The 26,210-nt window shown below is 66.0% G+C and carries 30 protein-coding genes; 22 read left to right on the forward strand and 8 right to left on the reverse strand.

The window, feature by feature from the left end; all coding sequences use genetic code 11:
* Positions 1 to 189: 189 nt before the first annotated feature.
* From nth to VM054_07180, 3 genes are all read left to right on the forward strand, one after another.
* Complete coding sequence (gene nth, locus VM054_07170; GenBank protein HUT98837.1) at positions 190 to 903, forward strand: endonuclease III; 714 nt, start codon at positions 190 to 192, stop codon at positions 901 to 903.
* Between the two features lie 3 nt (positions 904 to 906).
* Positions 907 to 1,389, forward strand: a complete 483-nt coding sequence (locus VM054_07175) for a thermonuclease family protein (protein ID HUT98838.1) — start codon at positions 907 to 909, stop codon at positions 1,387 to 1,389.
* A 110-nt stretch (positions 1,390 to 1,499) separates the two neighbouring features.
* A complete protein-coding gene (locus tag VM054_07180) occupies positions 1,500 to 2,159 on the forward strand; it encodes a Crp/Fnr family transcriptional regulator (GenBank protein ID HUT98839.1) in 660 nt (219 codons plus the stop codon).
* Positions 2,160 to 2,469: 310 nt separating this feature from the next.
* Here VM054_07180 and VM054_07185 read toward each other — a convergent pair whose 3' ends face one another.
* Positions 2,470 to 3,501: a hypothetical protein gene (locus tag VM054_07185; protein ID HUT98840.1), complete on the reverse strand. Its 1,032-nt coding sequence runs from the start codon at positions 3,499 to 3,501 to the stop codon at positions 2,470 to 2,472.
* 218 nt (positions 3,502 to 3,719) lie between these two features.
* Entirely contained in the window at positions 3,720 to 3,860 is a 141-nt protein-coding gene (locus VM054_07190; GenBank protein HUT98841.1) for a hypothetical protein, read from the reverse strand.
* Between the two features lie 162 nt (positions 3,861 to 4,022).
* Here VM054_07190 and VM054_07195 point away from each other — a divergent pair, with 162 nt between their 5' ends.
* The 12 genes from VM054_07195 (at position 4,023) to VM054_07250 (ending at position 13,255) form a co-directional block, all read left to right on the forward strand.
* Positions 4,023 to 4,991 carry a hypothetical protein gene (locus tag VM054_07195; protein ID HUT98842.1) on the forward strand — a complete coding sequence of 323 codons (969 nt, stop codon included), beginning with the start codon at positions 4,023 to 4,025 and terminating at the stop codon, positions 4,989 to 4,991.
* A 297-nt stretch (positions 4,992 to 5,288) separates the two neighbouring features.
* Positions 5,289 to 6,248 carry a hypothetical protein gene (locus VM054_07200; protein ID HUT98843.1) on the forward strand — a complete coding sequence of 320 codons (960 nt, stop codon included), beginning with the start codon at positions 5,289 to 5,291 and terminating at the stop codon, positions 6,246 to 6,248.
* A 95-nt stretch (positions 6,249 to 6,343) separates the two neighbouring features.
* A complete protein-coding gene (locus tag VM054_07205) occupies positions 6,344 to 7,162 on the forward strand; it encodes an MBL fold metallo-hydrolase (protein ID HUT98844.1) in 819 nt (272 codons plus the stop codon).
* A gap of 8 nt (positions 7,163 to 7,170) precedes the next feature.
* Complete coding sequence (locus VM054_07210; GenBank protein ID HUT98845.1) at positions 7,171 to 7,515, forward strand: cupin domain-containing protein; 345 nt, start codon at positions 7,171 to 7,173, stop codon at positions 7,513 to 7,515.
* Positions 7,516 to 7,522: 7 nt separating this feature from the next.
* On the forward strand, positions 7,523 to 8,425 hold the full coding sequence (locus VM054_07215) for a radical SAM protein (protein HUT98846.1): 903 nt from the start codon (positions 7,523 to 7,525) through the stop codon (positions 8,423 to 8,425).
* A gap of 3 nt (positions 8,426 to 8,428) precedes the next feature.
* Complete coding sequence (gene dmpI / locus VM054_07220) at positions 8,429 to 8,638, forward strand: 4-oxalocrotonate tautomerase DmpI (GenBank protein HUT98847.1); 210 nt, start codon at positions 8,429 to 8,431, stop codon at positions 8,636 to 8,638.
* A 17-nt stretch (positions 8,639 to 8,655) separates the two neighbouring features.
* On the forward strand, positions 8,656 to 8,856 hold the full coding sequence (locus VM054_07225) for a hypothetical protein (GenBank protein ID HUT98848.1): 201 nt from the start codon (positions 8,656 to 8,658) through the stop codon (positions 8,854 to 8,856).
* A 16-nt stretch (positions 8,857 to 8,872) separates the two neighbouring features.
* Entirely contained in the window at positions 8,873 to 9,262 is a 390-nt protein-coding gene (locus VM054_07230) for a RidA family protein (protein HUT98849.1), read from the forward strand.
* 3 nt (positions 9,263 to 9,265) lie between these two features.
* Positions 9,266 to 9,931, forward strand: a complete 666-nt coding sequence (locus tag VM054_07235; GenBank protein ID HUT98850.1) for an MBL fold metallo-hydrolase — start codon at positions 9,266 to 9,268, stop codon at positions 9,929 to 9,931.
* 32 nt (positions 9,932 to 9,963) lie between these two features.
* A complete protein-coding gene (locus VM054_07240) occupies positions 9,964 to 12,012 on the forward strand; it encodes an FG-GAP-like repeat-containing protein (GenBank protein ID HUT98851.1) in 2,049 nt (682 codons plus the stop codon).
* A 6-nt stretch (positions 12,013 to 12,018) separates the two neighbouring features.
* The gene (locus tag VM054_07245) at positions 12,019 to 12,687 is read left to right on the forward strand and encodes a class I SAM-dependent methyltransferase (GenBank protein HUT98852.1); all 669 of its coding nucleotides are present in this window, start codon (positions 12,019 to 12,021) and stop codon (positions 12,685 to 12,687) included.
* A gap of 10 nt (positions 12,688 to 12,697) precedes the next feature.
* Entirely contained in the window at positions 12,698 to 13,255 is a 558-nt protein-coding gene (locus VM054_07250; GenBank protein HUT98853.1) for a peroxidase-related enzyme, read from the forward strand.
* Between the two features lie 327 nt (positions 13,256 to 13,582).
* Here VM054_07250 and VM054_07255 read toward each other — a convergent pair whose 3' ends face one another.
* From VM054_07255 to VM054_07275, 5 genes are all read right to left on the reverse strand, one after another.
* Positions 13,583 to 13,711, reverse strand: a complete 129-nt coding sequence (locus VM054_07255) for a type II toxin-antitoxin system HicA family toxin (GenBank protein HUT98854.1) — start codon at positions 13,709 to 13,711, stop codon at positions 13,583 to 13,585.
* Positions 13,708 to 13,917: a 2-oxoisovalerate dehydrogenase gene (locus VM054_07260; protein ID HUT98855.1), complete on the reverse strand. Its 210-nt coding sequence runs from the start codon at positions 13,915 to 13,917 to the stop codon at positions 13,708 to 13,710. Before VM054_07260 ends, VM054_07255 begins: the two co-directional genes overlap by 4 nt.
* Before the next feature lie 8 nt (positions 13,918 to 13,925).
* A complete protein-coding gene (locus VM054_07265) occupies positions 13,926 to 15,065 on the reverse strand; it encodes an FAD-binding oxidoreductase (GenBank protein HUT98856.1) in 1,140 nt (379 codons plus the stop codon).
* Between the two features lie 2 nt (positions 15,066 to 15,067).
* Entirely contained in the window at positions 15,068 to 15,373 is a 306-nt protein-coding gene (locus tag VM054_07270) for a (2Fe-2S)-binding protein (GenBank protein ID HUT98857.1), read from the reverse strand.
* Positions 15,374 to 15,454: 81 nt separating this feature from the next.
* Positions 15,455 to 15,958 carry a 4Fe-4S binding protein gene (locus VM054_07275; protein ID HUT98858.1) on the reverse strand — a complete coding sequence of 168 codons (504 nt, stop codon included), beginning with the start codon at positions 15,956 to 15,958 and terminating at the stop codon, positions 15,455 to 15,457.
* A 185-nt stretch (positions 15,959 to 16,143) separates the two neighbouring features.
* Here VM054_07275 and VM054_07280 point away from each other — a divergent pair, with 185 nt between their 5' ends.
* The 7 genes from VM054_07280 to VM054_07310 all read left to right on the forward strand — a co-directional run bounded on the left by VM054_07280 (position 16,144) and on the right by VM054_07310 (position 25,270).
* Positions 16,144 to 17,574: a phosphoglucomutase/phosphomannomutase family protein gene (locus VM054_07280; protein ID HUT98859.1), complete on the forward strand. Its 1,431-nt coding sequence runs from the start codon at positions 16,144 to 16,146 to the stop codon at positions 17,572 to 17,574.
* A 675-nt stretch (positions 17,575 to 18,249) separates the two neighbouring features.
* Positions 18,250 to 19,953, forward strand: a complete 1,704-nt coding sequence (locus VM054_07285; protein ID HUT98860.1) for a RelA/SpoT family protein — start codon at positions 18,250 to 18,252, stop codon at positions 19,951 to 19,953.
* Positions 19,950 to 20,651, forward strand: a complete 702-nt coding sequence (locus VM054_07290; GenBank protein HUT98861.1) for a polyphenol oxidase family protein — start codon at positions 19,950 to 19,952, stop codon at positions 20,649 to 20,651. The genes VM054_07285 and VM054_07290 overlap by 4 nt, the downstream gene beginning before the upstream one ends.
* Positions 20,652 to 20,808: 157 nt before the next feature.
* A complete protein-coding gene (locus tag VM054_07295) occupies positions 20,809 to 21,972 on the forward strand; it encodes a Fic/DOC family N-terminal domain-containing protein (protein ID HUT98862.1) in 1,164 nt (387 codons plus the stop codon).
* Positions 21,973 to 22,051: 79 nt separating this feature from the next.
* Positions 22,052 to 23,461, forward strand: coding sequence for an AmmeMemoRadiSam system protein B (gene amrB, locus VM054_07300; GenBank protein ID HUT98863.1), 1,410 nt, complete (start codon positions 22,052 to 22,054; stop codon positions 23,459 to 23,461).
* Positions 23,462 to 23,553: 92 nt separating this feature from the next.
* Complete coding sequence (locus VM054_07305; GenBank protein ID HUT98864.1) at positions 23,554 to 23,808, forward strand: DUF6150 family protein; 255 nt, start codon at positions 23,554 to 23,556, stop codon at positions 23,806 to 23,808.
* Positions 23,809 to 23,875: 67 nt separating this feature from the next.
* The gene (locus VM054_07310) at positions 23,876 to 25,270 is read left to right on the forward strand and encodes a hypothetical protein (GenBank protein HUT98865.1); all 1,395 of its coding nucleotides are present in this window, start codon (positions 23,876 to 23,878) and stop codon (positions 25,268 to 25,270) included.
* A gap of 69 nt (positions 25,271 to 25,339) precedes the next feature.
* On the opposite strand, the gene VM054_07315 is transcribed toward VM054_07310, so the two are convergent.
* Positions 25,340 to 26,110, reverse strand: coding sequence for an IS1595 family transposase (locus VM054_07315; GenBank protein ID HUT98866.1), 771 nt, complete (start codon positions 26,108 to 26,110; stop codon positions 25,340 to 25,342).
* Between the last annotated feature and the right edge of the window lie 100 nt (positions 26,111 to 26,210).

Here is a 26,210-nt window from a genome sequence, read left to right on the forward strand (position 1 = left end):
CATGCCGATCCTCGGACTCTTTGTTTGCCACCATGCCTCCAGTTCATGTGACATGATAGCATCCCCGTAAGTCCTTTATCTAGCGTTGTAGATGAGACTAAGGATGGTCCAGGAACACAAAGGTATCCCTAAATTAATGCAAGGTTCCAGGTCAGATCCCCAAGGCATCGTAAGAGCTTAATATTATAAATGTTACAATTTTCAATCGACGTCGTCCTCACCCTGGTGGCCCGGGAGGTTTCCGGCGAGAAGCCGCTCACCGTGGATCGGGAGGGCCGCTGGCAGGGCCCGCCGCCCCTGGACCCCGACGCCTACCACCCCGCCCCCGCCAACGTCAGGAAAAACGCCCCCTTCCGCGTCCTCGTCGGCTGCCTGATCAGCCTGCGCACCAAGGACGAGGTCACCGGCCCCGCCACCGAGCGCCTGTTCCGGTTGGCCGACACGCCGGAGGGGATGGCCGGTCTAGATCCCGGCCTCATCGCGAAGACCATCTACCCCGCGGGCTTCTACAACCGCAAAGGGGAAACCATCCGCGACGTGAGCCGGAGAATCGCGGAGGACCACGGCGGCCGCGTGCCCGACACCGTCGAGGAACTGGTGAAGCTCAAGGGCGTGGGCCGCAAAACCGCCAACCTCGTCGTCACCGTGGGCCACGGCAAGCCGGGCATCTGCGTGGACACCCACGTCCACCGCGTGGTCAACCGCTGGGGCTACGTGCGGACCGGGACCCCGGACCGGACGGAGACGGCGCTGCGGGAGAAGCTCCCCCGGCGGTACTGGATTGTGCTGAACTCGCTCCTGGTGGTCTTCGGTCGCAACCGCTGCCAGCCGGTCTCCCCACACTGCTCCGACTGCCCCGTGGGGGTGTTCTGCCCCAGGGTGGGGGTCGTCCGCTCGCGCTGAAAAATGGAGAAGGAACCGAAAAGCCACGGCCGGGTGATATTCGGCGCTCTCCTGCTCGTCGCCGCGGCGGCGGTCATCCTGGCCAACGTCTCCACCTCGCCCGCCCGACTGGAGCCCGGCGGGAGCGGCGAGTACTACGTGGAGCGCGTGGTGGACGGCGACACCATCGTCTGCGGCGGTATCGGCAAAGTCCGCCTGCTGGGGATAGACACCCCGGAGCGCGGCGAGGCGGGGTTCGACGAAGCCCGGGACCGCCTGATCCGCCTCGTGGGCGGACGGTGGGTTACCCTCTACTTCGACGAGGTCGTCTTCGACAAGTACGGCCGCGTGCTGGGCTACCCCGTGGTGGACGGCGTCGAGGTCTGTCCGCTCCTGGTCTACGAGGGGCTGGCCGTGCCCTATTTCATCCCGCCCAACGAGCGCTTCCGGGACCGGATCGAGGCCGCCGCCCGGGGGGAGGAGCCGGCGGGGCTGGTGCTGGATTAGACCCGGCCCGGAGCCTTTTACCACCGACTGAAACTCCTTCCCCTTTGTGCTATACTTCCTCCGTCAATCCCGCCGCGGGCGTCAATTTTCTACCGGGAAAGGACCGCGCCATGCGCATGAGCGACGAGGTCTTCAAGAAGTTCGGCAAGACCTTCAAGAAGGGCGAGGTTATCTGCAAAGAGGGCGACATCGGGAATGAGATGTTCATCATCCAATCCGGCAAGGTCTCCATCACCAAGATGAGCCGTGACGTGGAGACCACCCTGGCGGTCCTCACCGGCGGCGAGTTCTTCGGCGAGATGGCCATCATAGACAACCAGCCCCGCTCCGCCACGGCCAAGGCCATGGAGGACTCCAACGTCATCGTCCTCTCCAGCGACATCTTCGAGTCGCAGATTTCCACCAACCCCAAGCTCATCATGCGCATCCTGCGCAAGATGTCCAACCGGCTGCGCGAGGCCGACCGCAAGATCAAAACACTTCTCTACCGCGACAACTCCTCCCGCGTCACCGGGACGCTGATGCTCCTGACCCAGAAGCACGGCGAACCCAAGGTCGGGGGCGGGATAAAGCTCGACAAGGATTTTTCCATCAAGGAGCTGGTGGGCATGGTCGGGCTGCCCAAGCCCAAGGTGGAGGAGATTCTGGACACGCTGGTGCGCGCCCGGGTGCTCGAGATGAAGGGCGACGATATGACCGTTTACTCCATGGAGCACCTCGAGCGTTTCATGAACTACCTGGAGATGAAGGAGCAGTTCGGCGACGCGTAGGGGCGTGGACGATGGAATCAACGGGAACCGAAAGGGTCCCGTTTTTTTAAGGTGCCGCCGCGTGTGGGAGCTTGTCGCTTTTCCCCTCCCCTCTCTGGGAGGAGGTTTAGGGAGGGGGGTGGAGCGGCGTGGATGGGTATCTGCGACCGAAGGGCGACCGTGGACGGTCGCCCCTACGGGTGGGATTCGCGTAGGATGGACGTAGGGGCGGGTGTCCACACCCGCCCGTTTAATTATTCACCGACGTGCGCCCAAATGTAGGGCGGGGATTTCGGTCCCCGCCCTACATTCAGGCACACGGTGATGGCGCCTACTGGGACATCTGGAAAATCGCCAGCTGGGAGAGGACCTGCAGGAGGGCTATGGAAAGCCTTCCCCCGTTACGCACGTGCTCCTCGATGAGCGACAGGGCGTCATCGAAGCGGCCGAGCTGGGCGTAGAGCACCGCCATGTTCTGCACCAGGGTCAGCCGGTTGCCATCGCTCAGGAAGGGCTTCGACAGCGCCTCCTCGGCGAGGGGAACCCCCGCGGCCAGGTCCGGGGTCGCCCCGCCGGAAAGCAGGACGAGCATCGCCTCCAGCGCCAGGGGGTCGCCGTATTCGGGAAACTTCTCCTTGGCTTCCTTCAGGTAGGTCTTGTGCGCGTCGGGTTTGGCGGGGTTGAAGCTGAACTGGATGAGCATCTCGTAGGCGGCCATCTGGTCCACGGGGTCGGTGGCGCGGGTCAAGGCTATCTCGGCCTCGGCCATGGCCTCGGTCATCCGGCCGGTCTGCGAGTAAATCTGGGCCAGGCCCCGGGGACCCGCCCAGTGGTCGGGGGCGATTTTGTCGCAGTATGTGAACTGCGCCTCCGCCTTATCCGTGGCGCCATACTGGGCATAGGTGAGCCCCAGGAGGTAGTTCAGCCCCGGGTGGAGGGGGTCGGCCGCCAGACCTTCGTTGAGGGCCGCCAGACCCGCGGAGGTCAGGGGCGAGCTGATGATGTCCAGCCCGAGCTGCGCGCGGCTCATCTGCTCCTTGCTCATCCCCTGCTGCGGACCCATGAGCATCGAGAGGGACTGCTCGTCCTCGAAATTCCTGTAGGCCACACGGTAGCAGCGCTCGGCCACGGCGGAGTTGAGCCCCTCCCGGGCCCGGGTCAGGTGCTCCTCGACGGCGCCCAGGCTCAGGACGAGGCGGTAGTCCAGCTCGGCTTCATCGTAGCGCCCCTCGGCCAGGGCCGTGTCGGCCGCCTCCAGAATCTGACCCACGTCAACCTTGTTCCCCGCCTCGGCCCCCTCGGTGCAGGCCGTGAGACCGAAAAGGACGGTGGCGCAGAGGGAAAAGAGAAGGAATTTGCGCATGGCACGCCTCGCTTGTAGGGGTAAAAAAAGCCAGTCAGGGGGGGATTATAGCGGGCGGCGGCGATAAATGCAACGCCCCGCCGGGCCGCGCCTGGAAGATGAACTGTGCGCCAAGGCCGAATGAGCTGACCGGCGGTAAACTGTAAACATCAAACCCGAAGACGGTGTAGTCGGCGATGAGCCGGGAGCTCTCCGAGGACTCCGCGTGCCCCCCGGAGTCAGCGGTTACGTAGAGTGGCGGGCACGGTCAGGTCCACCTTTCCAGCGCCCGCGGTCCGGGCCGTGGTCATGTTGTCCATGTAGCAGCCGGCGGCGAGCAACAGCGCGGGCAGGATGAGGTGCAGAGATTTCCGATTCACGACCCTCCCCCCGCCGGACAGGCTCCCCTTAAATGATTGTATTGCACCCCGGATCACCCTGTAAAGGCGAATTCCCACTTGATTAAGGGCGGGAGACGGGTTATCCTTGGTTTTGTGTGTCCGTTTTTAAAAACGCGGACGCAGCGGAGACTAAAAAAACCGATGGCCAAGTTCCTGGAAAACCTGCGCTGGCAGCGGATGTGGGTGTCGCACCTCGGTGCGCTCAAGGGCTGCCTGGACTACCTGGGCCTGGGCGTGTCCGAGCCGTGGCTCTTCGGCGCCACAGGCCACGCCTTCATCCTGAACATCCACGACGCCGTCTGCCCCAGCGGCCCCACCGCCTGGAACACCCGCGCGCTCCACGAGCTCGGGAGAAACCTCGGCTACACCGTCGAGGGCGTCTTCGCGCTCAAGGGGGACTCGGATTTCACGGAAAAGCAGAGATCGGCCTGGGAGATGGTGAAACTGGCTCTGGACGAATCCCGGCCCTGCTACGGCTGGGAGCTAGAGATACCCGAGTTCTACGTCATCCACGGCTACGATGAGGCGGGATACCACTACTCGGGACCGCGCCGGGAAGCGGGGCGTGGACCCAAGCCCTGGGCCAGCCTGGGCACGACCCCCATCGGATGCATCGAGGTCTACGCCCTGAAAAAGGGCACTCCCGCCGACGACCTCGTCACGGTGCGCGACGCCCTCGCCTTCGTCCTGGAGCACGCGCGGAACCCGGCGGGATGGATATACCCGGGGTACCGGTCGGGGCTGGCCGGCTACGACGCCTGGATCAAGGCCGTGGCGGACAACACCGCCGAGGGCTTCGGCATGGCGTACAACTCCGTGGTCTGGTACACCTGCCGCTCGAACGGCGTGAAGTTCCTCCAGGAGGCGAAGGGGCGGATCGGCGGCGACACCGGACCCCTCTTCGACGAGGCGGCGCGCCACTACCGGACGGTGACCGAGAGCCTGCGCGTCGTCGCCGACACCTTCCCCTTCTTCGCGGTCAAGCCGGCGTATATCGAGTACGAGGATCGGCGCCGGGCCGCCATCGAGGCCCTGACCAAGGCGCGCGGGGCCGAGGCCGCCGGGCTCGCGGCGATGGAGGAGCTGCTCAAACGGCTCCCCCCGGCGTAGAAGTTGGGGAGTCGTTATCGAGGTGCCGGTCTGCGCGGGTCCGCTCCTGGGGCTCCTCAACGGCGCCCAAGCTCAAAACCGGCCGGTAATCCATGAGCGAGGTTTTCGAGACCCAGGCGCTTTCGCCCATGAGCGTGCCAAAAGCCGAATGGGCACGGGAACCGGGCCGTTACTAAGCTAAGTGCCATTAAAACCAACAACTTGGGGACGAATCGCGTTGACGGCGGACCACCCCGGATATTAAAGTTTTTGTAAATAAGACGACCCTTTTTCTCAAGCGACCGCGAAGGGGACGACGTGGGAAAAATACTCGAAAACCTCCGCTGGAAGTGCATGTGGACCTCCCACCTCGGCTGCGTCAAGGGCTGCCTGGAACACCTGGGCGTCGAGATGTCCGACGCCTGGCTCTTCGGCCTCACCGGCCACGCCTTCATCATCAACGTGCACGAGCGGGTCTGCGCCAGCGGGCCCACCGCCTGGAACACGGAGACGCTGTCGAGGCTGGGGAAGAACGCGGGGTACGCCGAAGAGGTAATTACGGCGGTCAAGGCGGACCGCGATTTCGAGAAAAAGCAGGAGCTCGCCTGGAACAACGTCAAGGCGGCGCTCGACGCCGGGATTCCCTGCTACGGCTGGGAGCTGGACATCCCCGAGTTCTACATCATCTACGGCTACGACGACCGCGGCTACTTCTTCTCGGGCCCCAAGTGCGACGAGGGCAAGGGGCCCAAGCCCTGGCGGGAGGTGGGCGACACTCGGATCGGCTGCCTCGAGATGTACACGGTGAAGCGGTGCGACCCGGCCGAGCTGAAGACCGCGGTGAAGGAGGCGCTGGGATTCGCCGTGGAGCACGCCCGGAACCCGAAAAGGTGGATTTATCCCGGTTACCGGGCCGGCCTGGACGGCTACGATTACTGGATCCGCGCCCTGAGCGACGCGACCGCCGACGGTTGGGGCACGGCGTACAACGCCGCGGTGTGGGGCGAGTGCCGCAGCTTCGCCCACGCCTTCCTCCGGGAGGCGGCGGAGAAGTTCAGCGGCCAACTGATGGCCCACTTCTACAAGGCCGCCGGCTACTACAAGGCCGTGGCGGAAAACCTTAAAAAGGTCGCGGACACCTTCCCCTTCTTCACCATGAAGCCGGAGTACATGGAGGATGAGAAGCGCCGCCGCACCGCCGTGGACGCGCTCCAGGCGGCGAAGAAGGCCGAGGCCGCGGGTCTGGAGCTCCTCGAGCGGCTCGTGAAGGAGCTCTAGCGGGTGCGCTTTTCCCTATTTTAAAAAAAACCCCGGCCCGGGGTTTTTTCGTGGGCGACGACACGGACGCGGGACCAAGAAGGACGGGGCCACCCATGTCCCCTGGAATCTCGGTCATCCTTCTGGGCACGGGGACGCCCAACGCCGAGCCCGACCGCTCGGGGCCGGCCGTGGCGGTGGTTGTAGGGGACAAAGCGTACCTGGTGGACTTCGGCCCCGGGGTGGTGCGGCGGGCCGTCGCCGCGGGACTCGACGTGACCGGGTTGAACACCGCCCTCCTCACCCACCTCCACTCCGACCACACCGCCGGCTACCCCGACCTCATCCTCACCCCCTGGACCCTGGGGCGGGAGGAGCCGCTGAGTGTTTACGGACCCCGCGGCCTGGCGGCCATGACCGAGAATATCCTGGCCGCCTACGCCGAGGACGTCCGGGAGCGCGTGGAGGGTCCGGAACCGGCGAACCGCACCGGGCACCGCGTGGAGGCCCGCGAAATCGAGCCGGGTGTCTTTCTCCGGGACGACGAAATCGAAATCGAGGCCTTCGGAGTGGACCACGGCTCCTGGCCCGCCTTCGGCTACAAATTCACCGCCCGGGACCGGACGGTCGTCGTCTCGGGGGACACGGCGCCCTGCGCCCTGCTCGTCGAAAAGGCCCGGGGGTGCGACCTGTTGGTCCACGAGGTATACTCGGCGGCGGGGCTGGAGAGAAGGCCGCCCGCGTGGCGACGCTACCACAAGAAGATGCACACCTCGGCCGTGGAGCTGGGGGAGATTGCGCGGAAAACCGGGCCCCGACTCCTGGTCCTCTACCACCAGCTTTTCTGGGGGGCGACCGAGGAGGAGCTCGTGGAGGAGGTCCGCTCCGGCTACGACGGGGAAGTCGTCTCCGGCCGCGACCTGGAAATTTTTTAGGAGGTCCGATGCTCATCCGCCGGAGGGTTGACGTACACCAGGACGCCATAACAGAGACAGGCGCCGAAGGCGCGCGCATCCGCTGGCTCATCGCCGGGGAGGACGGGGCCCCGACTTTCGCCATGCGCGAGATCGAGGTGGACCCCGGCGGCCGCACGCCGTACCACTCCCACCCCTGGGAGCACGAGGTCTACGTCCTTGAAGGGACCGGCGTGGTCGCGGGGAAGGAGGGGGAAAAATCCCTCGGGCCGGGGAGCGTGATTTTCGTCCCCGGCGGCGAGGAGCACAACTTCAAAAACACCGGCCGGGTGACGCTGCGCTTCCTGTGCTTGATCCCCCATCCCCCGGCGTAGGGCGGCCATGCTGACCGGCATACATTTTCTCCTGACCTACACCTGTAACTGGGAGTGCGACCACTGCTTCCTCTTCTGCTCGCCCAGGTCGGAGGGGACCTTCACCCTGGCGCGGCTGCGGGAGACCCTCGACGACGCGCGGAAAATCCCCTCGCTGGAGTGGGTGTACTTCGAGGGCGGCGAGCCCACCCTCTTCCACCCGCTGCTGGTGGAGGGGGTGCGGCTGGCGCGGGAGCGGGGCTTCCGGACGGGGGTGGTCACCAACGCTTACTGGGCCGCCGGCGTGGAGGACGCCAAGCTGTGGCTGGAGCCCTTCATCGCCCTGGGGCTGGAGGACCTCTCACTGAGCGACGATGCATTCCACTGCGAGGGTGAACAAACGCCGGGGAGCGTAGCGCTGGCCGCCGCCCTGGAGCTGGGCCTCCCCGCGTGCGCCATCTGCATCGAGCGTCCCGCCGTGGAGCGGACCGGCGCGAAGGGCGAGCCGGTAGTGGGGGGCGGGAGCATGCTCCGCGGCCGCGCGGCGGAGAAGCTCACCGAAGGCCTGCCCACCAGGCCCGCCGGGGAGATGACCTCCTGCCCCCACGAGGACCTGGAGCACCCCGGGCGGGTCCACCTCGACCCCTTCGGCCACGTGCACCTCTGCCAGGGCCTCTCGCTGGGCAATTTCTTAAAAACGCCGCTCTGTGAGTTGGTATCATCTTACGACGCGGCGGGGCATCCAATCTGCGGCCCGCTGGTCCGGGGCGGACCCGCCGAGCTGGCCCGGGAGTACGGCGTCGAAATCGGAGATCGTTTCGTGGACGAGTGTCACTACTGCTACCTGGTCCGCCAGGCCCTGCGGGAGAGGTTTCCCGACCTGCTGGCCCCTCCCCAGGTCTACGGCCGGGAGCCGAACGAGAAAGGGTGAGATATGCCGAACGTCACCGTGGAAGGACCGCCCTTGGAGATAGAGAAGAAGCGCCTGCTGGTCAAGGCGCTCTACGACGCGACCCGCGCCGTGTACAACATCGAGGACGTCGTCGTCTTGATCCACGAGAACCCGCCGGAGAACGTGGGGGTGGCGGGCGAGCTCATCGTGGACCGGCGGAAGGAAGCCGGCGGGCTCCGGAAGAAGTTCTAGCCTAACCCCCGACCGTGGTGAGACTCACCAGCAGGGACGCGGAGGGACCGGAGAATCTGGAGCGCGTCCGGGAAGCCGGGTACAGCGCAATGCGCCTGGACACCGTCCCCGGAGACCTGCGGCCGGTCGCCCTCTACCGCCCCCCTGGTTTCGTCGAAATCGAGCCCTACCGGCCGAACCCGGTGACGGGCGCGCTCTTCTTCGAGCTCACCCCCTAAAATAACGGAGGCGGGAATGGTTGGAACCAACGTCGGCTCCGGCTCGCCCTACGAGGACCCGACGGGCTTCTCCCGGGCGCGGCGGATCGGGCGGTACATCGCCGTGGCCGGCACCGCCCCCATTGCCCCCGACGGCTCCCCCGCCCACCCCGGCGACCTCTACCGCCAGACCCTGCGCTGCCTGGAGATAATCGAGAAAGCCCTGAAGGACCTGGGGGCGGAGCGGGAGAACGTCATCCGCACCCGGGTGTACCTCACCGACGCCGCCCGCTGGCCCGAGGCCGCCCGGGCCCACGGCGAGTATTTCCGTGAAATCAGGCCCGCCTGCACCTTCGTCGGAGTGAAGGGGCTCCTCGAGCCGGAGTGGCTGGTGGAGATCGAGGCCGACGCCGTACTGGAGGACTGAACCGTGCGGTTGACGATAATTTACGACAACGAGGCCGCCCGCGGCGACCTGCGGGCCGACTGGGGCTTCGCCTGCCTCGTGGAGGCGCACGGGCGGCGCATCCTTTTCGACACAGGCGCCCGGGGCGACATCCTCCTGGGCAACATGGACCGCCTGGGCCTCGACCCCGCCGCCGTGGACACCGTCTTCATCTCCCACGCCCACTGGGACCACACCGGCGGCCTGGAGGCCTTCCTGGAGCACAACGCGACGGCCCGGCTGTACGCGCCGGAATCGTGGCGCGAGGCGCCGGCGGACCGGGAAGTCGTCCGGGTGCGGCCGCCGGTGGAGCTGGGCCCGGGACTCCGCTCCACGGGCGAGCTCAAGGACGTGGAGCAGTCGCTCTTGGTGGAAGTCGAGGGCGGCCTGGCGGTCGTCGTCGGCTGCTCCCACTCCGGGGTGGGCACCATTCTGCGCCGGGCGGAGCGGTACGACCGTCCCCGAGCGCTCATCGGCGGGCTCCACCGGTTCAGCGATTTCGACGCCCTCGCGGGCCTGGCGCTCGTCTGCGCCACCCACTGCACCGCGCACGGGGGCGAAATCAAACGCCTGTACCCCCGGGCCTGGACCGAGGGCGGCGCCGGGCGGGTCATCGAGCTGAAAGACCGCCCCGCCCCCCCTGGTGTATAATCAGACGAACGCAAAAAAACGTCCGCCGGACAATGCGCCTAATCGCCACCGTCTTCCTCCTCCTGCCGACCCTCGCCCCGGCCGGGATCAACCTCACCACCACCCCCGTCTGGGAGTCCGAGGACCTGATCGAGGGCGAATACCCCCGCTCCACCGGCTGCGACTGGGCCGACGTGGACGGCGACGGCCGGGTGGACCTGGTCGTCTCCAACGGCAACGACATGCGGCGCGAGTACTGCGCGGTTTACTCCAACGCGCCGGAGGGACTGGACCCCGAGCCCGCCTGGTTCGGCGAGGCGCTCGAGTACCACGGCCATCTCGAGTGCTGCGACTTCGATGCGGACGGCGACCCCGACCTGGCGGTGACGCTGCTGGGCGGCGGCTACCCCGACTGGACCTTCGGGTACGACGCCCTGTACGCGAACCTCGGGACGACCTTCGAGACTGCGCCCTCCTGGGAGGGCGGACCGGCCCACAACGCCTTCGGCCTCGCCTGGGGCGATTACGACTCGGACGGCGACGCTGACCTGGCCGTGGCCGGCGGCATTGATTACGTCCTGCGCGCCGAGCCGCTGCGCGTGTACGAGAACGAGGGGGGCGTCCTGAGGCCCGTTCCGGCCTGGGAATCGGAGAAGAGCTCCTACTGGATGGACGTCCTCTTCGGCGACTTCGACGACGACGGTTACCTGGACCTGGCGGCTGCCGCCGAGCACGGCTCCAACGCCGTCTTCTTCGGCACGGGCGACGGCCTGGCCGAGACGCCGGGGTGGGAGGACTCACCGGAGTGGGACACCCTGAAAATCGCCGCCGGGGACCTGAACGGCGACGGCTGGCTCGACCTCGTTCTGGCCGACAACAACCAGATCGGTGAGGGGCAGGTGGACCTCATTCACCTCTCCGACGACGGGATGTTCGACGCCGAACCGGACTGGGTCTCCGCCGACGTCGAGATGAGCTCCTACGCCGCGCTGGCGGACCTGGACGCCGACGGCGACCTGGACCTGGCGCTCGGGGGTTGGTGGAGCCCCATCCGGATTTATGAGAACCGCGGAGGTCGCTTCAATCCCGAGCCCGACTGGCTCTCCGACTTCGGCTACGACCCGGTCACCGAGGCGCTCCTCTTCGAGGACTACGACGACGACGGACTGACGTCGGGACGGGAGTGGTTCACGGGTGACGGCGCAGCCAAGTGCTTACGCCTCGAGGTGATGCCCGTGCGGAGCGTGGACGAGGTGCGGGTGAACGGCGTCCCCCTGCCGCGGGGCGCGTGGTGCTGCGGCCGCCAGGAGGGATGGGTGTCGCTGGGGACGGCGCCGCCCGCGGGCGCCGAGGTCGAAATTTCTTACACCTACTCCACCGACCTGGACCTAGCGCAGACCGACTGGTCGAACACGGAGCCCAACGTCCTTTTGCGCAACGACGGCGTCCTGGAGCTCTACGCTTTCCGGGCGCTGCCGCGCGAGGACGGCGTGCTCTTGTCCTGGCGTGTGGGCAACGGCGCGGCGGGGGTGTACCTCTACCGCCAGGGTTTTGCGCCCACCACGGCGACCGGCGACTACCTGGGGATGCACGACGCCGCCTTCCGCTCGGCGCTGGCCCGGGGGCGGGTCCCCGGCGAGGAGCCCGGCCCCTGGGAGCCGCTGCACCCGGAGCCGATAGACTGTCTGGAGGGGAGCTACCTGGACCGCGAGCCGCCGTCGGGCCGGGTGCGCTACCTGGTGGAGGCCGAGACGGCGGACGGTGACCGGGTGCGCTTCGACCCCGTCGAGGTGTACGTGGACGACGGCGGGGGCGCCCTTCCCCTGAAAAGCGAAAGCTCGCTGGACCTCCCCTGGCCCTCACCCGCCGACGACCGGATTGACTTCGAGGTGGTCATCTCCGGGCCCGACGCCGGACGGCCCGTCACGTTGACGGTTTACGACCTGGCCGGGCGCCGTGTGATCGTCATCTTCACCGGGGAGCTGACCGAGGGAAGCCACCGCGTGACGGCCGACACCGCGGGGCTCACGTCGGGGGTATACATCCTGCGCCTGGAAACGGCGACCGCCGCGGTGAATCACCGCTTCGCCGTGGTGCGGTGAGGCGGGATGTCCGGGCGATACTACACCGAGAAGCTGTCGGCGGAGAGGCTCCGGCGTTGCTACGAGCTGGCCCCGCCCCGGGTGAGGCGCTACCTGGAGGCCGAGATCGGGCACGTCCTGAGCCGCATCGCCCCGGGCGATACGGTGCTCGAGCTGGGCTGCGGCTACGGGAGGATTTTGCAACCGATGGCCGGCCGGGCGCGCCGCGCGGTGGGGGTAGACACCTCCCCGGAAAGCCTTCGCCTGGCGGGGGGACCGAACATCGGCCTGGCCTGCATGGACGCCGCCGCGCTCGGTTTTTACGACGGTTCTTTCGACGTGGTGGTCTGCGCCCAGAACGGCGTCTCGGCCTTCGGGGCGGACCGGAGAATTCTGATTGAAGAGGCCCTCCGCGTCACGCGACCCGGCGGAACCGCCCTCTTCGCAAGCTACGCCGCGGAGTTCTGGGACCACCGCCTGGAGTGGTTTCGGCGGCAATCCGAGGCCGGCCTGTTGGGGGAAATAGACGAGGGGCGCACCGGCGACGGCGTGATCGTCTGCCGGGACGGCTTCCGGGCGGAGACGGTGGGGGAGGAGGAGTTCCGCGGGCTGACCCGCGGGCTCGGGGCCGACGTGCGGTTCACCGTGGTGGATTCGTCCAGCCTTTTCTGCGAGCTCACCCGCACCCGCGAGTAGAAGGAGCGACATGGCCTGGATCAAGGTGCTAGAGAAAACCGAGGCGGACCCGATGCTCAATGAAATCTACACCTACATCGAGCGTCGGAGGGGCAAGCTCTCCAACATCATGAAGGTGCAGAGCCTCGATCCGCGCTCCATCGAAACCCACATGGAGTTCTACCTCTCGATCATGTTCTCCAAGAAGGGCCTGAGCCGGGTGGAGCGTGAGATGATCGGGGTCGTCGTCTCGAAGATAAACGGCTGCGATTACTGCGTCCGCCATCACGCCGAGGCGCTCTTCCACTACTGGAAGGACCGCGAGCTGGTCGAGCTCTTCGCCGAGGACATCGAGACCGTGGAGCTGCCGGAGAGGGTCCAGGCCATGCTCGCCTACGTCATCAAGCTGACCCTCACGCCCGCCGAGGTTTCCGAGGAGGACATTGACCTCCTGCGCGGGCAGGGGTTCTCCGACAAGGAGATTCTCAACCTCAACCTGACGGCGAGCTACTTCAACTTCGCCAACCGGGTCGCCCAGGGTCTGGGGGTGGAGTTCACCGAGGAGGAGGCCAGGGGGTACAAGTATTAGCAATGTCCCCTCCCCCCAAGGGGGCGAGGGCAATTGTGTATGGCGGCCCTTCAACGGGCCGCCGCGTGTCCCCTCTCCCTTTTAGGGAGAGGGTTAGGGTGAGGGTCGGATGCGGGAACGGCGGGGACAAAAGTCCCCGCCCTACATTGAGGCTACCGGCGGTGGATAAATAATAGCGGGCGGGTATGGACACACACTTTTGTAAACGTGCCCGGACTTAGAACAGGATTCTGATCAGCTCGCCCACAGAAATCCCGGTGTTTTTCGCGATGTCCCTTAAAATACCGCGCAGGGTCCCCATCTTCAAAGGCTTGTGATTTGGCACCGTTATACTGTTTTTTTATCATCCTCTTTCGCCAGCCGAATATGACTACCAGTTTGTCTCGTAACCACGTAACCCAATTTACCCAGCCGTCTGGCCAGCTTCACCCCGCTTACGTCCCGGGGAAGCTTCACAGAGCGATCACCTCTTCTTTGACGTAATGCAACCTGATCAGACGTGGACTTTCCCCCTCGTCAAAGTGGCACCGGACGGCGTCTTCGATCATCCGCCGCAGTTCCTCGTACGTCTCGGCCTCGGTGAAGATGGAGTACCCTAGAGCCTTGGCCTCCAGGCCTCCCTCGGCGGACTCTTCTATGTAGAAAATTATCTCGCTTTCCATACCTCCTCCTACACCACGTTGGGCTCCAGGACCAGGTCGCCGCGCTCGAAGCGCTTGGCGTCCAGCGGCGCGATGAGCTCCGGCGTGCAGCCGCAGGCGACCGCCTCGGCGGTGAGCTTGGCCGTGGCGGGGGCGATCATGAACCCGTGCCCGGAGAAGCCCACGGCGTTGTAGAAACCGGGAAGGTCCGGGTGCTCCCCCAGGATGGGCTGGGCGTCGGGCGTTTTCGTGTAGAGCCCGGCCCACTGCCGGATGACCCGCACGCCGGCCAGAATCGGCAGGATGCTGGTCACCGCCCGGGCCATGGCCTCGATGAACTCCCAGCCCGAGTCATCGTTGAAGCCCGGCGCCTCGGGCATCCCCAGCCCCATGATGAAGGCGCCGTGCACCACCTGCTGGCAGTAGAGGTGGTGGGCGAAGCTGATGACCATGGGGTCAAAGAGCCGCTCGTAGGGCTCGGTTACGAGTATCTGGTGCCGCTCGGGGAAGCAGTCGAGTTTCAGCCCGGCCAGTTTGCCCACCTCCGCCGCGTGCCCCCCGGCGCAGTTCACCACCGTCCGCGTCGCGTAGCGCCCCCTGTCCGTCACCACCGCTTGGATGCCCGAGCCGTCGGTTTCGATGGCCGTGGCCTCCTCGAAGGTGTGCAGCTCGCAGCCGGAGCGCACGGCGGCGTGGGCGTAGGCGAAGTTGGTCTTGAACGGGTCGGCGTGGCCGTCGGTGGGGCAGTGGGTGGCGGCGACCAGGCCCTCGATGTTCAGGACCGGCACGATCTCCCGGGCCTCCCCGGGGGCAACCAACCGCGCCGGGATGCCCAGGGAGTTCTGCAGCTTCAGGTTTTTTTTGTAGAGCTCGACGGTATCGTCGTCGTAGGCCAGCACCAGGTAGCCCGACTGCTCGAACTCGATGTCCTCGCCCAGCTCGTCGGAGAGCCCGGCGAACATGTCCACGGACATCTTGGCCAGTCGGCAGTTCATCTCGAGGCCCCACTGCTGACGGACGCCCGCCCCGCAGCGGCCCGTGGCCCCGCCGGAGACGTACCCCTTGTCCAGGATCAACACGTCCCGGATGCCTCGGAGGGCGAGGTAGTAACCGACGGCGGTGCCGATGACCCCGGCGCCGACGATGACCGCGTCGTAGGTCTTCCCCACGGCTAGTCGCCCCCTTTCGAGAAGGCGACGGCCTCTCCGGACTCGGCCAGGATGGTGGAGAAGGGGACGAGGTGGTAGGGCGGCCGGGCGCGCATGGGCCAGACCTCCGCCACGGGCCGTCCCGTCTCGCGGGCGATGACCTGGGCCACCAGATGCCCGCAGGTGCGCCCCTGGCACGGGCCCATCCCGGCCCGCAGGAAGTGCTTGATCTCGTCCACGGTGGCGTAGCCCAGGGCGACGGCCCGTTTTATCTCGCCCAGGGTGATGTCCTCGCAGCGGCAGATGATGATGGAGTCGTCTTGGGTCATGGTCTTCCGAGGGGGGAGGTATCGTTTACGTTTTCGAGGCTGAAACCAACGCCCGTCGGAGCCGCGACTAATCGGCCGACTTTACGCGGGCGTTTCGGCGAGGGCCCGACGGTCAATCCCCCGCGCCTCCATCGCCAGCTCCGCGGGCACCGAGAGGTGCAGGACGTAGGTGCGGTCGCGGAAGCGCACGGCCTTGAGGCACACGCCCTTGCCGATGGGCTTCCCGGCCCGGTCGGTCAGCACCACCTCCCGTCCCTTCTCCGGGACGGGGATGTACTCCCAGGGTATCTGGACGACGGCGCGGCCCTCCCCCCCGGCGGTCATGTCCACGACGAAGACCGCCAGGCCCGGGCAGGCCGCCACGCAGACGCCGCAGCCGTCGCACAGGGAGGGATCGGTGCGCGGCAGGTCGTTCAGGTCCTCGAAGGGGAGAATGCAGCCCGACTTGCAGTTGGTGTGGCAGGGGTCGCATGGTATTTCCTGGAAGCACTCGATGACCACCACGGGGCCCCGGGCGAGGTCCTCCGGGGAGGGCCGCACCTTCTGGAGGTCCTCCGGGGTGGGGACGCCGTCCTCGTAGAGCATGGTCCGCCTTCCCGGTGGGTCGCGTCGCGTAGCGGAGCAAATACTAGCACAGCGGCCGGCGGGCGGCAAGCTCGCGGGAGGGGCCCGGTTTTCGAGGGCGTCGGCCGTCCCGGGCTCGCCGTATTCCTTGACAGCCCGGCGGGGCTGAATTAACCTAGTTTTTTAAATGCCGCGGGAGGGGCTCCATGGCCATCAAATTCGGGACCTCAGGCTGGCGGGCGCTCATCGCCGAGGAGTTCACCTTCGCCAACGTCCGCCGCGTCGTCGCCGCCATCGCGCAACACCTGGGGGAGACGGGCGACACCGGGAAGGGCGTTCTGGTCAGCTACGACACCCGTTTCCTGGCCGACCGCTTCGCCTGGTGCGCCGCCGACGAGTTCCTGCGCCACGGCGTCGGGGTTCGGCTCACCGACCGCGATGCGCCAACCCCGGCCATCGCCCACGCCGTGGTCACCGGCGTCCTGGGCGGGGCGGTCAACATCACCGCCAGCCACAACCCGCCCCAATACTGCGGCCTGAAGTTCTCGCCGGCGACGGGCGCCGCGGCGCCGACCACGGTCACCGACCGCATCGAGGAAATCCTGCGGGGCGAGGTCGAGGTCCGGGGGGAGGGGCCGATCGAGCGCGACGACCTCCTCGAGCGCCCGGACTGCGCCCTGGTTTCGGCGAGGGAGCCCTACCTGGCCCGAATCGAGGAGATAGTGGACGTCCAGGCCCTGGAGGCCAATCCCCAGAAGGTGGTCGTGGATTGCCTCTACGGCACCTGCCGGGGATACCTGCCCGAATTTCTCATGGACCACGGCTGCGAGGTCAAGGTCCTCCACGCTTACCGCGACGCCTTCTTCGGCGGCCATACCCCCGAGCCCAGCGGTCGCAGCCTGGATGAGCTGTCCCAGGCGGTGCGGGACTCCGACGCCGTCATCGGGCTGGCCTGCGACGGCGACGCGGACCGTTTCGGGGTGGTGGATTCCACCGGGCACTACGTGAACTCGAACATGATACTGGCGCTGGTCTTCTGGCACCTGGCGCGGCACCGGGGCTGGGAGGGCGGCATCGCCCGCTCCGTGGCCACCACCCACCTCGTGGACGCCCTGGCGGCCAAGCTCGGCCGGGAGGTCTTCCAGACGCCGGTGGGGATAAAACACCTCGCGGCGTGGGTGGCGACGGGGAAGGTGGTAATCGGCGGCGAGGAGTCTTCCGGCATCTGCTTCCGGGACCACGTCCTGGACAAGGACGGCATCCTCGCCTGCTCCATCGTGGCCGAGATGCTCGCCCGCAGCGGGCGGACCGTCCGTCAGCTCATCGAGGACCTCTACGTGGAGGCCGGGCGCCGGTATCTGGACGGGCGGCTGAACCTCCGCCTGACCGATGAGCTGGCGCCACTTATCCGGCAGCGCCTGGCCGGTGAGCCGCCGGAGACCTTCGCCGGGGTGGCGGTGCGCGGGGTGGACCGCACCGACGGCCTCAAGCTCCTGTTGGCCGACGACTGCTGGGTGATGCTGCGGCCCTCGGGGACGGAGCCGGTGGTTCGCATGTACGCCGAAGCATACGACGAGGGGCGCCTGGACGAGCTGGTGGCGGCCACGCGGGAGTACCTGTTCGAGGGCGCGGGGTAGGGGGCGTCGTTCAGACGTTGGATGATTTGTAGGGCGGGGATTACCTTCGGTCGCAGATACATATCCCCGCCGTTTTTTTCAAAGGTAGCCCTCACCCCCATCCCCTCTCACACTGGGAGAGGGGGGATGCGGGCCGCCGTATTTTACCCCTCACCCTCGTTTGCGATGACGTAGGGGCCGACCGACGGCACGCCGTTCAGGTCGGCCCGCGGGCGACCGTGGACGGTCGCCCCTACGGGTCTGATTCGCGGATTATCGTAGGGGCGGGTGTCCAGACCCGCCCGTGATTGTGTCAACCGCCGTGAACCCAAATGTAGGGCGGGGATTTTAACCGAGCGTAGCGAGCTATGCCCCCGGCAAATCCCCGCCGTTTTACCACCCTCCACTTACCCTCCCCCCCAAGGGAGGAGGGGGAATAAGGCAGCCTTCACCCCGGTCCGTGCCTCGCTGCGATGACGTAGGGGCCGACCGACGGCACGCCGTTCAGGTCGGCCCGCGGGCGACCGTGGACTCATCGCCCCTACGGGTCTGATTCGCGGATTATCGTAGGGGCGGGTGTCCACACCCGCCCGTTTCGTCATCACCCCACCCCCATGCAACGCGCCGTCCCGCGGCGGATTGAGGGGGCGGCGGGGATGAGGTATACTGGTATCGCAATCCTCTATCTATACCGCTATGAACCTCACCGCCTGCCGCCACGTCTTCGAGGACACCCTCGCCCTCCTGCGCCCCCGCACCGGGGAGGAGTGGCTCGAGCAGCTCGACGAGGCCTACCGTCTGGCCGCCAAGGCCCATCGAGGGCAGCGCCGCCGCTCCGGCGACCCCTTTTTAATCCACGCAGTCGAGGTGGCCTACATCCTGGCCGAGCTGGGGGGTGACGCCGAAACGGTCATCGCCGGCATCCTTCACGACACCCTCGAGGACACGAACGTCGGCGGACTGGAAATCATGGAGGAGTTCGGCGAGGGGGTGTACCACCTCGTCCAGGGGCTGACCCAGGAGGCCAAGGCGGAGAGGTCGGCCCGGGCCGGGCCCTCGGCGACCCTCCGTCGGCTGCTCCTGGCCGCCCAGCACGACCCGCGAATCCTTTTAATCAAACTCGCCGACCGCCTCCACAACATGCGCACCCTCCAGCACATGCCCCCGGAGAAGCGCCGCGAGAAGGCCCTGGAGACCCTGGAAATCTACGCCCCCCTGGCCCACCGCCTCGGCGTCGCCAAGCTGCGGTGGGAGATGGAGGACCGGGCGCTCATGTACCTCCACCCCGAGGTGCACGCCAACCTGACGGAGATCGTCCGCACCGGGAGGCCGGAGCAGGAGGCCATCCTGGGCGAGGTCATCGAGGAGCTGAAGCAAAAGCTGGAGGAGCTGGAGATTCAGGCGACCGTCTTCGGCCGCCCCAAGCACATCTACTCCATCTACCGCAAGATGATAGAGAAGGGCGAGTCGCCGGAGCACATGGTGGACCTGTTGGGAATCCGGGTCATCACGCGGCAGGTGCGCGACTGCTACAGCGTGCTGGGCATCATCCACAGCCTGTGGCGCCCCATCGCCGGCGCCTTCTCCGACTACATCGCCAACCCGAAGCCCAACCGGTACCAGTCGCTGCACACGGCGGTTCACGGCCGTCTCGGCCGCCGCATAGAGGTCCAGATACGCACCGAGGAGATGAACTTCATCGCCGAATACGGCGTGGCCGCCCACTTCTTTTACAAGGAGGCCGGTTTCGACGCCGATCTCGACGACGAGCTTCTCTGGCTGCGGCGGATCGTGGACTGGGAAAAGCAGTCCGTCAACGCCCGCACCTTCGCCAGCGCGGTCAAGGTGGACCTCTTCGCCGAGCAGATTTTCGTCATCACCCCCAAGGGGGAGGCGCTGGACCTGCCAGTGGGCTCCACGGTGCTCGACCTCGCCTTCCGCATCCACACCGACCTGGGCCTGACTTGCTCGGGCGCCATGGTGAACGGACGGTCGGAGCCCCTGAACCACGTGCTGTCGGCCGGCGACCGGGTCGAGGTGCTGACCTCCGAGGAGATTCACCCCAGGCCCGGCTGGCTCCGGTTCGCGAAGACCTCCCACGCCCGTCACGCCATCCGCCGCTACCTCCACCACCACCCCGAGCTTGGGCGCAGGGTGAACTGCATCCTCGTGCGCTTCAGCCTCAAGGGCGACCTGAACGACTTCCAGCGGGTGTTGGTGGGGATTCACCGGCTCCCCGAAATCGAGCTCACCCGGGTCAGCTTCACCCGCTTCGGACCGGCGAACATCCGCATCAACGCGCGGGTGCCCGACACCGAGGAGACGCCGGCCGAGGACAGCCCGAGCATCGCACGGCTCGCCGAGACGTTCCCCGGTCTCTCCGTCGAGGTCCGGCGGTGAGGGGCGCCCGCTGGGATGTATTCCGGGTCGGACCGGCGACGGGGTTCACCACCCTGCGGGCGGGAAATCCCGCCGACGACCCCCTGGACACCGTCCGCGAACTCCTGGACGGGGTCGCGCCGGGGGCGGGAATAGCCCGGGCACACCAGGTCCACGGCCGCGAGGTTTACCACGCCCGTGGCCCCACCTCCCTCCCCTATCCCCGGGCCGACGCCCTGGTCACGGGTAAAAAGGGGCTCGCCGTGGTCGTCCTCACCGCCGACTGCATCCCGGTCCTCCTGGCCGACGAGGGGGGGAGCGTGGCGGGGGCGGTCCATGCCGGCCGCCGGGGCGCCCTGGCCGACACGGTGGGAGCGGCGCTGGAGTTCATCGAGCGGCGCTTCGGTGCGGAGCCGCCCTCCCTCTTCGCGCACGTGGGCCCCGGTATCGGACCCTGCTGTTACGAGGTATCGGACGCAATCGCCGACGAAATCGCCTGTCGCTGGGGGGAGCGGTTCGTCCGCCGGGTTCCGGACGGCGGCCCCCGTCTGGACCTCCCCGGCCTCGTCCGGCACCAGCTCCTTGCGCGCGGGGTGGACCCGGACCGGATCACGGCCTCGGGCGACTGCACCCGGTGCCGAAGCGACCGCTACTGGAGCCACCGGGCCCTGGGGGAGGCGGCGGGCCGCATGGCCACGGGCGTGCTCCTCGAGGGCTGATAATCCCTCACACGATATCCATTTTTCAAGTACAATCACAGCGATTGAGAGCAACTTCGGGGTATAACCGATAAACTTGTACGCCGATTTGGAAGGGCCGAGTTAGTACCACTAGAGGTTCTTAGGCTTTTATTTACGCACCTTATACAAACAGGATATGAATCTAGAAAAGACACCATCGGGGCGCTATTTCAAGCTTCATGAGGAAGTTTTCGCTTTCATTCCCGAGCCACTACCACCGAAGATAGATTATGATAAAGAGATGATAAATCTTCTCGTCGAAGCCAACGGAGCCTTGGGCGAGCTTCGGGGGTTGGCTCGGATGACACCCGATCCAAACCTTTTCGTCCGTCCCTTTATGAATCGTGAAGCTGTACTCTCGTCGAAGATCGAAGGTACGGAAACGGAAATCGAAGAGCTACTGGCGTACCAGGGCGGTCAGCTACGGCTTCCCGTCCAACCCGGTGAACCCGCTCAGAGGGATTTACGTGAGGTTGTGAATTATGTGGCGGCGATGAACTACGGCCTGAAACGCCATACCGAATTTCCGATATCGTTGCGGTTGATCCGTGAGCTGCACAAACGCTTGATGTACCGTGTGCGTGGATCGCAAGCCGCTCCAGGTGAATTCCGCCGTAACCAGAACTTCATCGGGAAGCTGGGTTCGACCATCGAGGAAGCCAGGTACATACCACCGCTCATCACCGAGATGCACGAATCCCTGGATGGCTTAGAAAAGTACATTCACGGCTCATCTGACGATGACCGGCTTATCCGGCTTGCATTGATACATTATCAGTTCGAAGCGATTCACCCTTTCAGCGACGGAAACGGAAGGGTGGGCAGGTTGTTAATCTCGCTTTTAACCGTGTTCTGGGAACTCCTACCGCTGCCTCTTTTATATCTGAGCGCATATCTTGAAAGAAATCGCGATGAATACAACAAATCCCTGAACCGGATAAGCACGGAAGGTGATTGGTCTGGTTGGTTGAAATTCTTTCTGCGCGGTGTCAGAGAACAGGCCCTGGACGCTACTCAAAGATTCCATCAGCTTCTCGACTTGCAGTCCCGTTGGCACCGCAACGTAGAAAATCTCGGCTCAAACAAACCGATGGTGCTGGTAGATATGCTCTTTAAGCAGCCAATCATATCCATACCCCTAGTTCAGCGTTTGGTGGGTTACAGAACATACCAGGGAGCCCAGTATTGTGTGCACGGATTGGTCGAGCGAGGAATCCTACATGAGGTGGCTGAAACCAAACAACCGAAGCTGTATGTAGCTTTAGACATTGTCCGGGTTACGAACAAGCCACTAGCGTAATGATTATAAAAAATGCCATTTTTGTATAATCCATCGTAGTAGCAGTATAATCGAGTGTAATCCACGTTAGGTGGTTGAGATGCAGTGGGATCTTGAAACGCTGAAGAAGAAGGCTGCGGGGAAGGTGCGCGCCCCGGCGGTGGCCGGGAGCTTCTACCCCGCGCCCGCGGATTCCCTGCGCCGCCAGGTCACCCAACTACTCCAGCGGGCCGGAGCCGAACCGCTCTTGGGTGTCCGCGCCCTCATCGCGCCCCACGCGGGGTACGTTTACTCGGGCGCCATCGCCGCCGGCGCCTACGCCTCCATCGGCGAGAACGCCTTCCGGCGCGTTGTGGTCATCGCCCCCAGCCACCGGGTGCCCTTCGACGGCGTGTCGGCCTTCGTGGGTGAGGCCTACGAAACGCCGCTCGGTCTCGTCGAGGTGGACCTGGAGGCCTTGGCGGCGCTGGCCGCCGCCTACCCACTGGAATCCGTAACCCCCGCCCACGGCCTCGAGCACTCCCTGGAAGTGCAACTCCCCTTCATCCAGCTCGCCCTGCCCGGGACGAAGCTCGTGCCGCTCTTGATGGGCTCCCAGGACGTGGAAACGGCCCGGGGGCTGGGCGCGGCGCTGGCCGAGTCCCTCGGCGGCGCGGACACCCTGGTCGCGGCCTCGAGCGATCTCTCCCACTACCACGAGGACTCGATGGCCCGGGTCCTGGACGGGGTGGTCGCGGGCCACGTGCGGATGCTGGAGCCGGAGAAGCTGCTCGAGTCCGTGGAGTGCGAGCGGGCGGCGGCCTGCGGCGCGGGCCCCATGGCGGCGGCGATGTTCTACGCCCACGGCGTGGGGGCCACCCTCGCCCGTGTCATCTCCTACGCCACCTCGGGCGACGTCACCGGCGACCGGCGGCAGGTCGTCGGCTACCTTTCCGCCGTGTTCCACATGCCCGGCCCGAAAGAGGAAGCCCACGATCTGGATCGGGAGGAGAGGCGGCAGTTGCTGCACCTGGCCCGCGAGGCCCTGGAAAACCACTTCGCCGGACGGAAGCCGCCCGAGCTGACCGAGCCCTCGGCCCGGCTGCGGCAGAAGCGCGGCGCCTTCGTCACCCTGACCGAAGGCGGCCAGCTCCGGGGCTGCATCGGCTACGTGGAGCCCGTCGTGCCGCTATGGAAGGCGGTGCGGGAGATGGCGGTGGCGGCGGCCACCGGCGACCCCCGTTTCCCCCCCGTGACGGCCGGGGAGCTGGAAAACCTGCGCCTCGAGATAAGCGCGCTATCGCCCCTGGCCAGGTGCGACGACCCGAGCCGGGTCACCGTCGGCCGCCACGGCCTCGTGGTGAGACAGGAAGGCCGGTCGGGTCTCCTCCTGCCCCAGGTCCCCTCGGAGCAGGGGTGGGACCACGAGGAGTTCCTGACCCACACCTGCCGCAAGGCCGGACTCCCGCCCGACGCCTGGAAGCGGGGCGCCGAGCTCTACACCTTCACCGCCCAGGTGTTCCACGAGTGAATCGGTGGAGACGAGGGCCCGCCAAAACCAGACGGAGAAATAGCACTTCGATCAACCCTTTGTCATGCCTTCAGTACAATCAAGGAGGAACCGTGAAAAAGCTGCTGGTCCTCTTCCTGGCCGCGCTCACCCTGCCGGCGGCGGCGGGGCTGGTGTACGTGGTGGACGCCGAGTACCAGGCCGACGAGGACGGCCTCTGGTACTTCGTGGACGCCGAGTACCAGGCGGACTTCACGATTTACTACGTGGACGCCGAGTACCAGGCCGACCTTCTGGTGTATTTCGTGGACGCCGAGTACCAGGCGGGCTGGAACGCGAGCCACGAGCTTGAGGGCCAGCTGCACTAAAGAGACGAATTATTGATGGATTGCGGGGGCCCCGGGTAGGGCCCCGCGCCGCACGAAGGGAGGTTCGATGCGAGTCAGCCCGATTTTCACCGTCGCCCTGCTGACGGCGGCGGCCCTTCTCGCCGGTTGCGGGGGGGCCGGCGTCCTAAACACGGAGCTGGACGTCTCCGGGGAGTACTCCCTGGTCCTGGCCGACACCGATCCCGCCGCCCTGGTCAACGTCGAGCGGGACCTGAGCGGAAGCTACGACAACGTCACCACCTACGCCGACGGCGCCACGGACACCTACCCGGTGGAGCTCGAGCGGACGCCGGGCGGATGGTACGACGTGACGTGGCGCTGGACCGACGACAAGGGCACCGAGCAGAGCCTGACCGGCGTGGGGGCGGCCTTCGGGGAAAGCTACTTCGCCGTGGCCGAGCCGGTGGACGGCAACCCGCTCTACATCTTCACCGTGGGTTCGGGCGCCCTGGGGGGACACCTCTTCTTCTTCGGCGACACCGAGAGCACCGCCACCTCCTTCACCGCTGGGGGGAAGACGGCTCCCGAAGCGCCGGAGGTCACCCCCCTGGATACGAGCCTGACCCTCAACGCCCTCGGCGTGGACGGCTCGGGCGGGCCCTACCTCGCCTACTACGGCCTCGCCCCCTGCGGGAAGTCCATCAACCTCTCGCAAATCATCAACCCCGGGACCGAGAGCGAGACGACGCTCATCGGCACCGCCGCCCAGGTGGGCGATTACCTGGTCATGAACACCGCCGGCTTCCTGACGATTTTCCAGCGGGCGGGCGAGGACTGGGTCGGCATGTGGGTGGACCGGTCGGCCGGCGCCCTGGCCTCGGAAATCCTCACCCCCGACGACGCCAAGCTCGACGTGATGACCTTCTTCGTGGACAACGACTTCACGCTCACCGAGCAGGAGGACGGCTTCTACATCGCCCGGTGGGAGACCGACGGCGAGCCCTTCGAGGCCCCGGCGCTCGTCTTCGGCGAGAAGTACCTGGCGCTCTCCATCCCCGACCCCGCCGAGCCCTGGCTGGGCGTCTTCACCGTGGGCGAGGGGGCCATGGGGGGACGGTGGGTCACCTGGGGCTCCACCACCGTCCTGGACGTGGACATCGTGAGCGGCGGGGCCCGGCCGCCTGACCCGCCCGAGCTGGGACGGCTCCCCAGGGACGGCGACTTCTCCTGCCGGGGGACCAACACCGAGGGCGAGACCTACGAGGGAACCTACCAGATGCAGTCCAAGGGGGACATCGTCGCCTGCCGCCAGACCGTCACCCCCACCGAAGGCGAGACCGAAATCTACGAGGGGATAGGCGCGGTGGTGGACGGGTATCTGGTCCTGGCCACGGGGCCGTTCCTGACCGTTTACTCACCATCGGGGGACGACTGGGACGGCATCTGGACCGATCCCTACGACAAGAAGCTCTGCGACGAGACGCTGACCTACAGCGAATAGGGGTTTCAGCGGACGAATAAGGGCGGCCGTCGGGCCGCCCCTTTTATAAGAAAATGGCATCACACACGTTCATGGACCAAAGAGGATGCTTTTCAGATAGGGTAGCATATCCGGGTCGTTTCGGTGGTTGAAGCGGAACTCCATTTCTCTGATGAACAGGTGGAAGTTTCGCTTGAAGCCGCCGTGATAGACCTTCAGCCGCCGCTTGGCGTAGCCCCAGAAGTTCTCGATGCCGTTTATGTGGCTGCGTCCGTCGGTGAAGGTCTCCCCGTGATTGACGCGCTCGTGATGGAAGCCTTTGAGCGACAGCTTGTTGTAGGCCGAGTAGCCGTCGGTGTAGACGATGGAGTCCAGCTCGACGTTGGCGAGGATGGCGCCGAGGAGTTGTTCGCCGTCGCAGCGTTTGGGCAGTATCACCCGCACCTCGCCGCCGCGCTTCAACAGGCCGAAGACGGGTATCTTCCCGGCGGCGCCCCGGCCGCGCTTGCCTTTGCGCACGCCGCCGAAGTAGGATTCGTCGGCCTCCACCGGCCCTTCGAGCTTCTTAAACTCTTGCCGGCGCTCCTCGGTTATACGCTGTCTAATCCGATGGTAGTATTTGGCTACGGTGTTGGGGTGCGCACCAACTTTCTTGGCGGCTCTGGCGGCGGGGACCTCCAGCCAGAACAACTCGGCTATCTGTTCGAGCTTCGAGTCGGATAGACCGCGGCGCAGGGGCCTGTGGGTGAACTTCCTGCGGCATCGCCTGCACATCCGTCGTCCGTCGGTCAGCCGATAGTGGCTGCGGAAGCCGCAATGCGGACATTTGACATGCCGATCCTCGGACTCTTTGTTTGCCACCATGCCTCCAGTTCATGTGACATGATAGCATCCCCGTAAGTCCTTTATCTAGCGTTGTAGATGAGACTAAGGATGGTCCAGGAACACAAAGGTATCCCTT

This window comes from bacterium (assembly GCA_035528375.1).
GTDB lineage: Bacteria > RBG-13-66-14 > RBG-13-66-14 > RBG-13-66-14 > RBG-13-66-14 > RBG-13-66-14.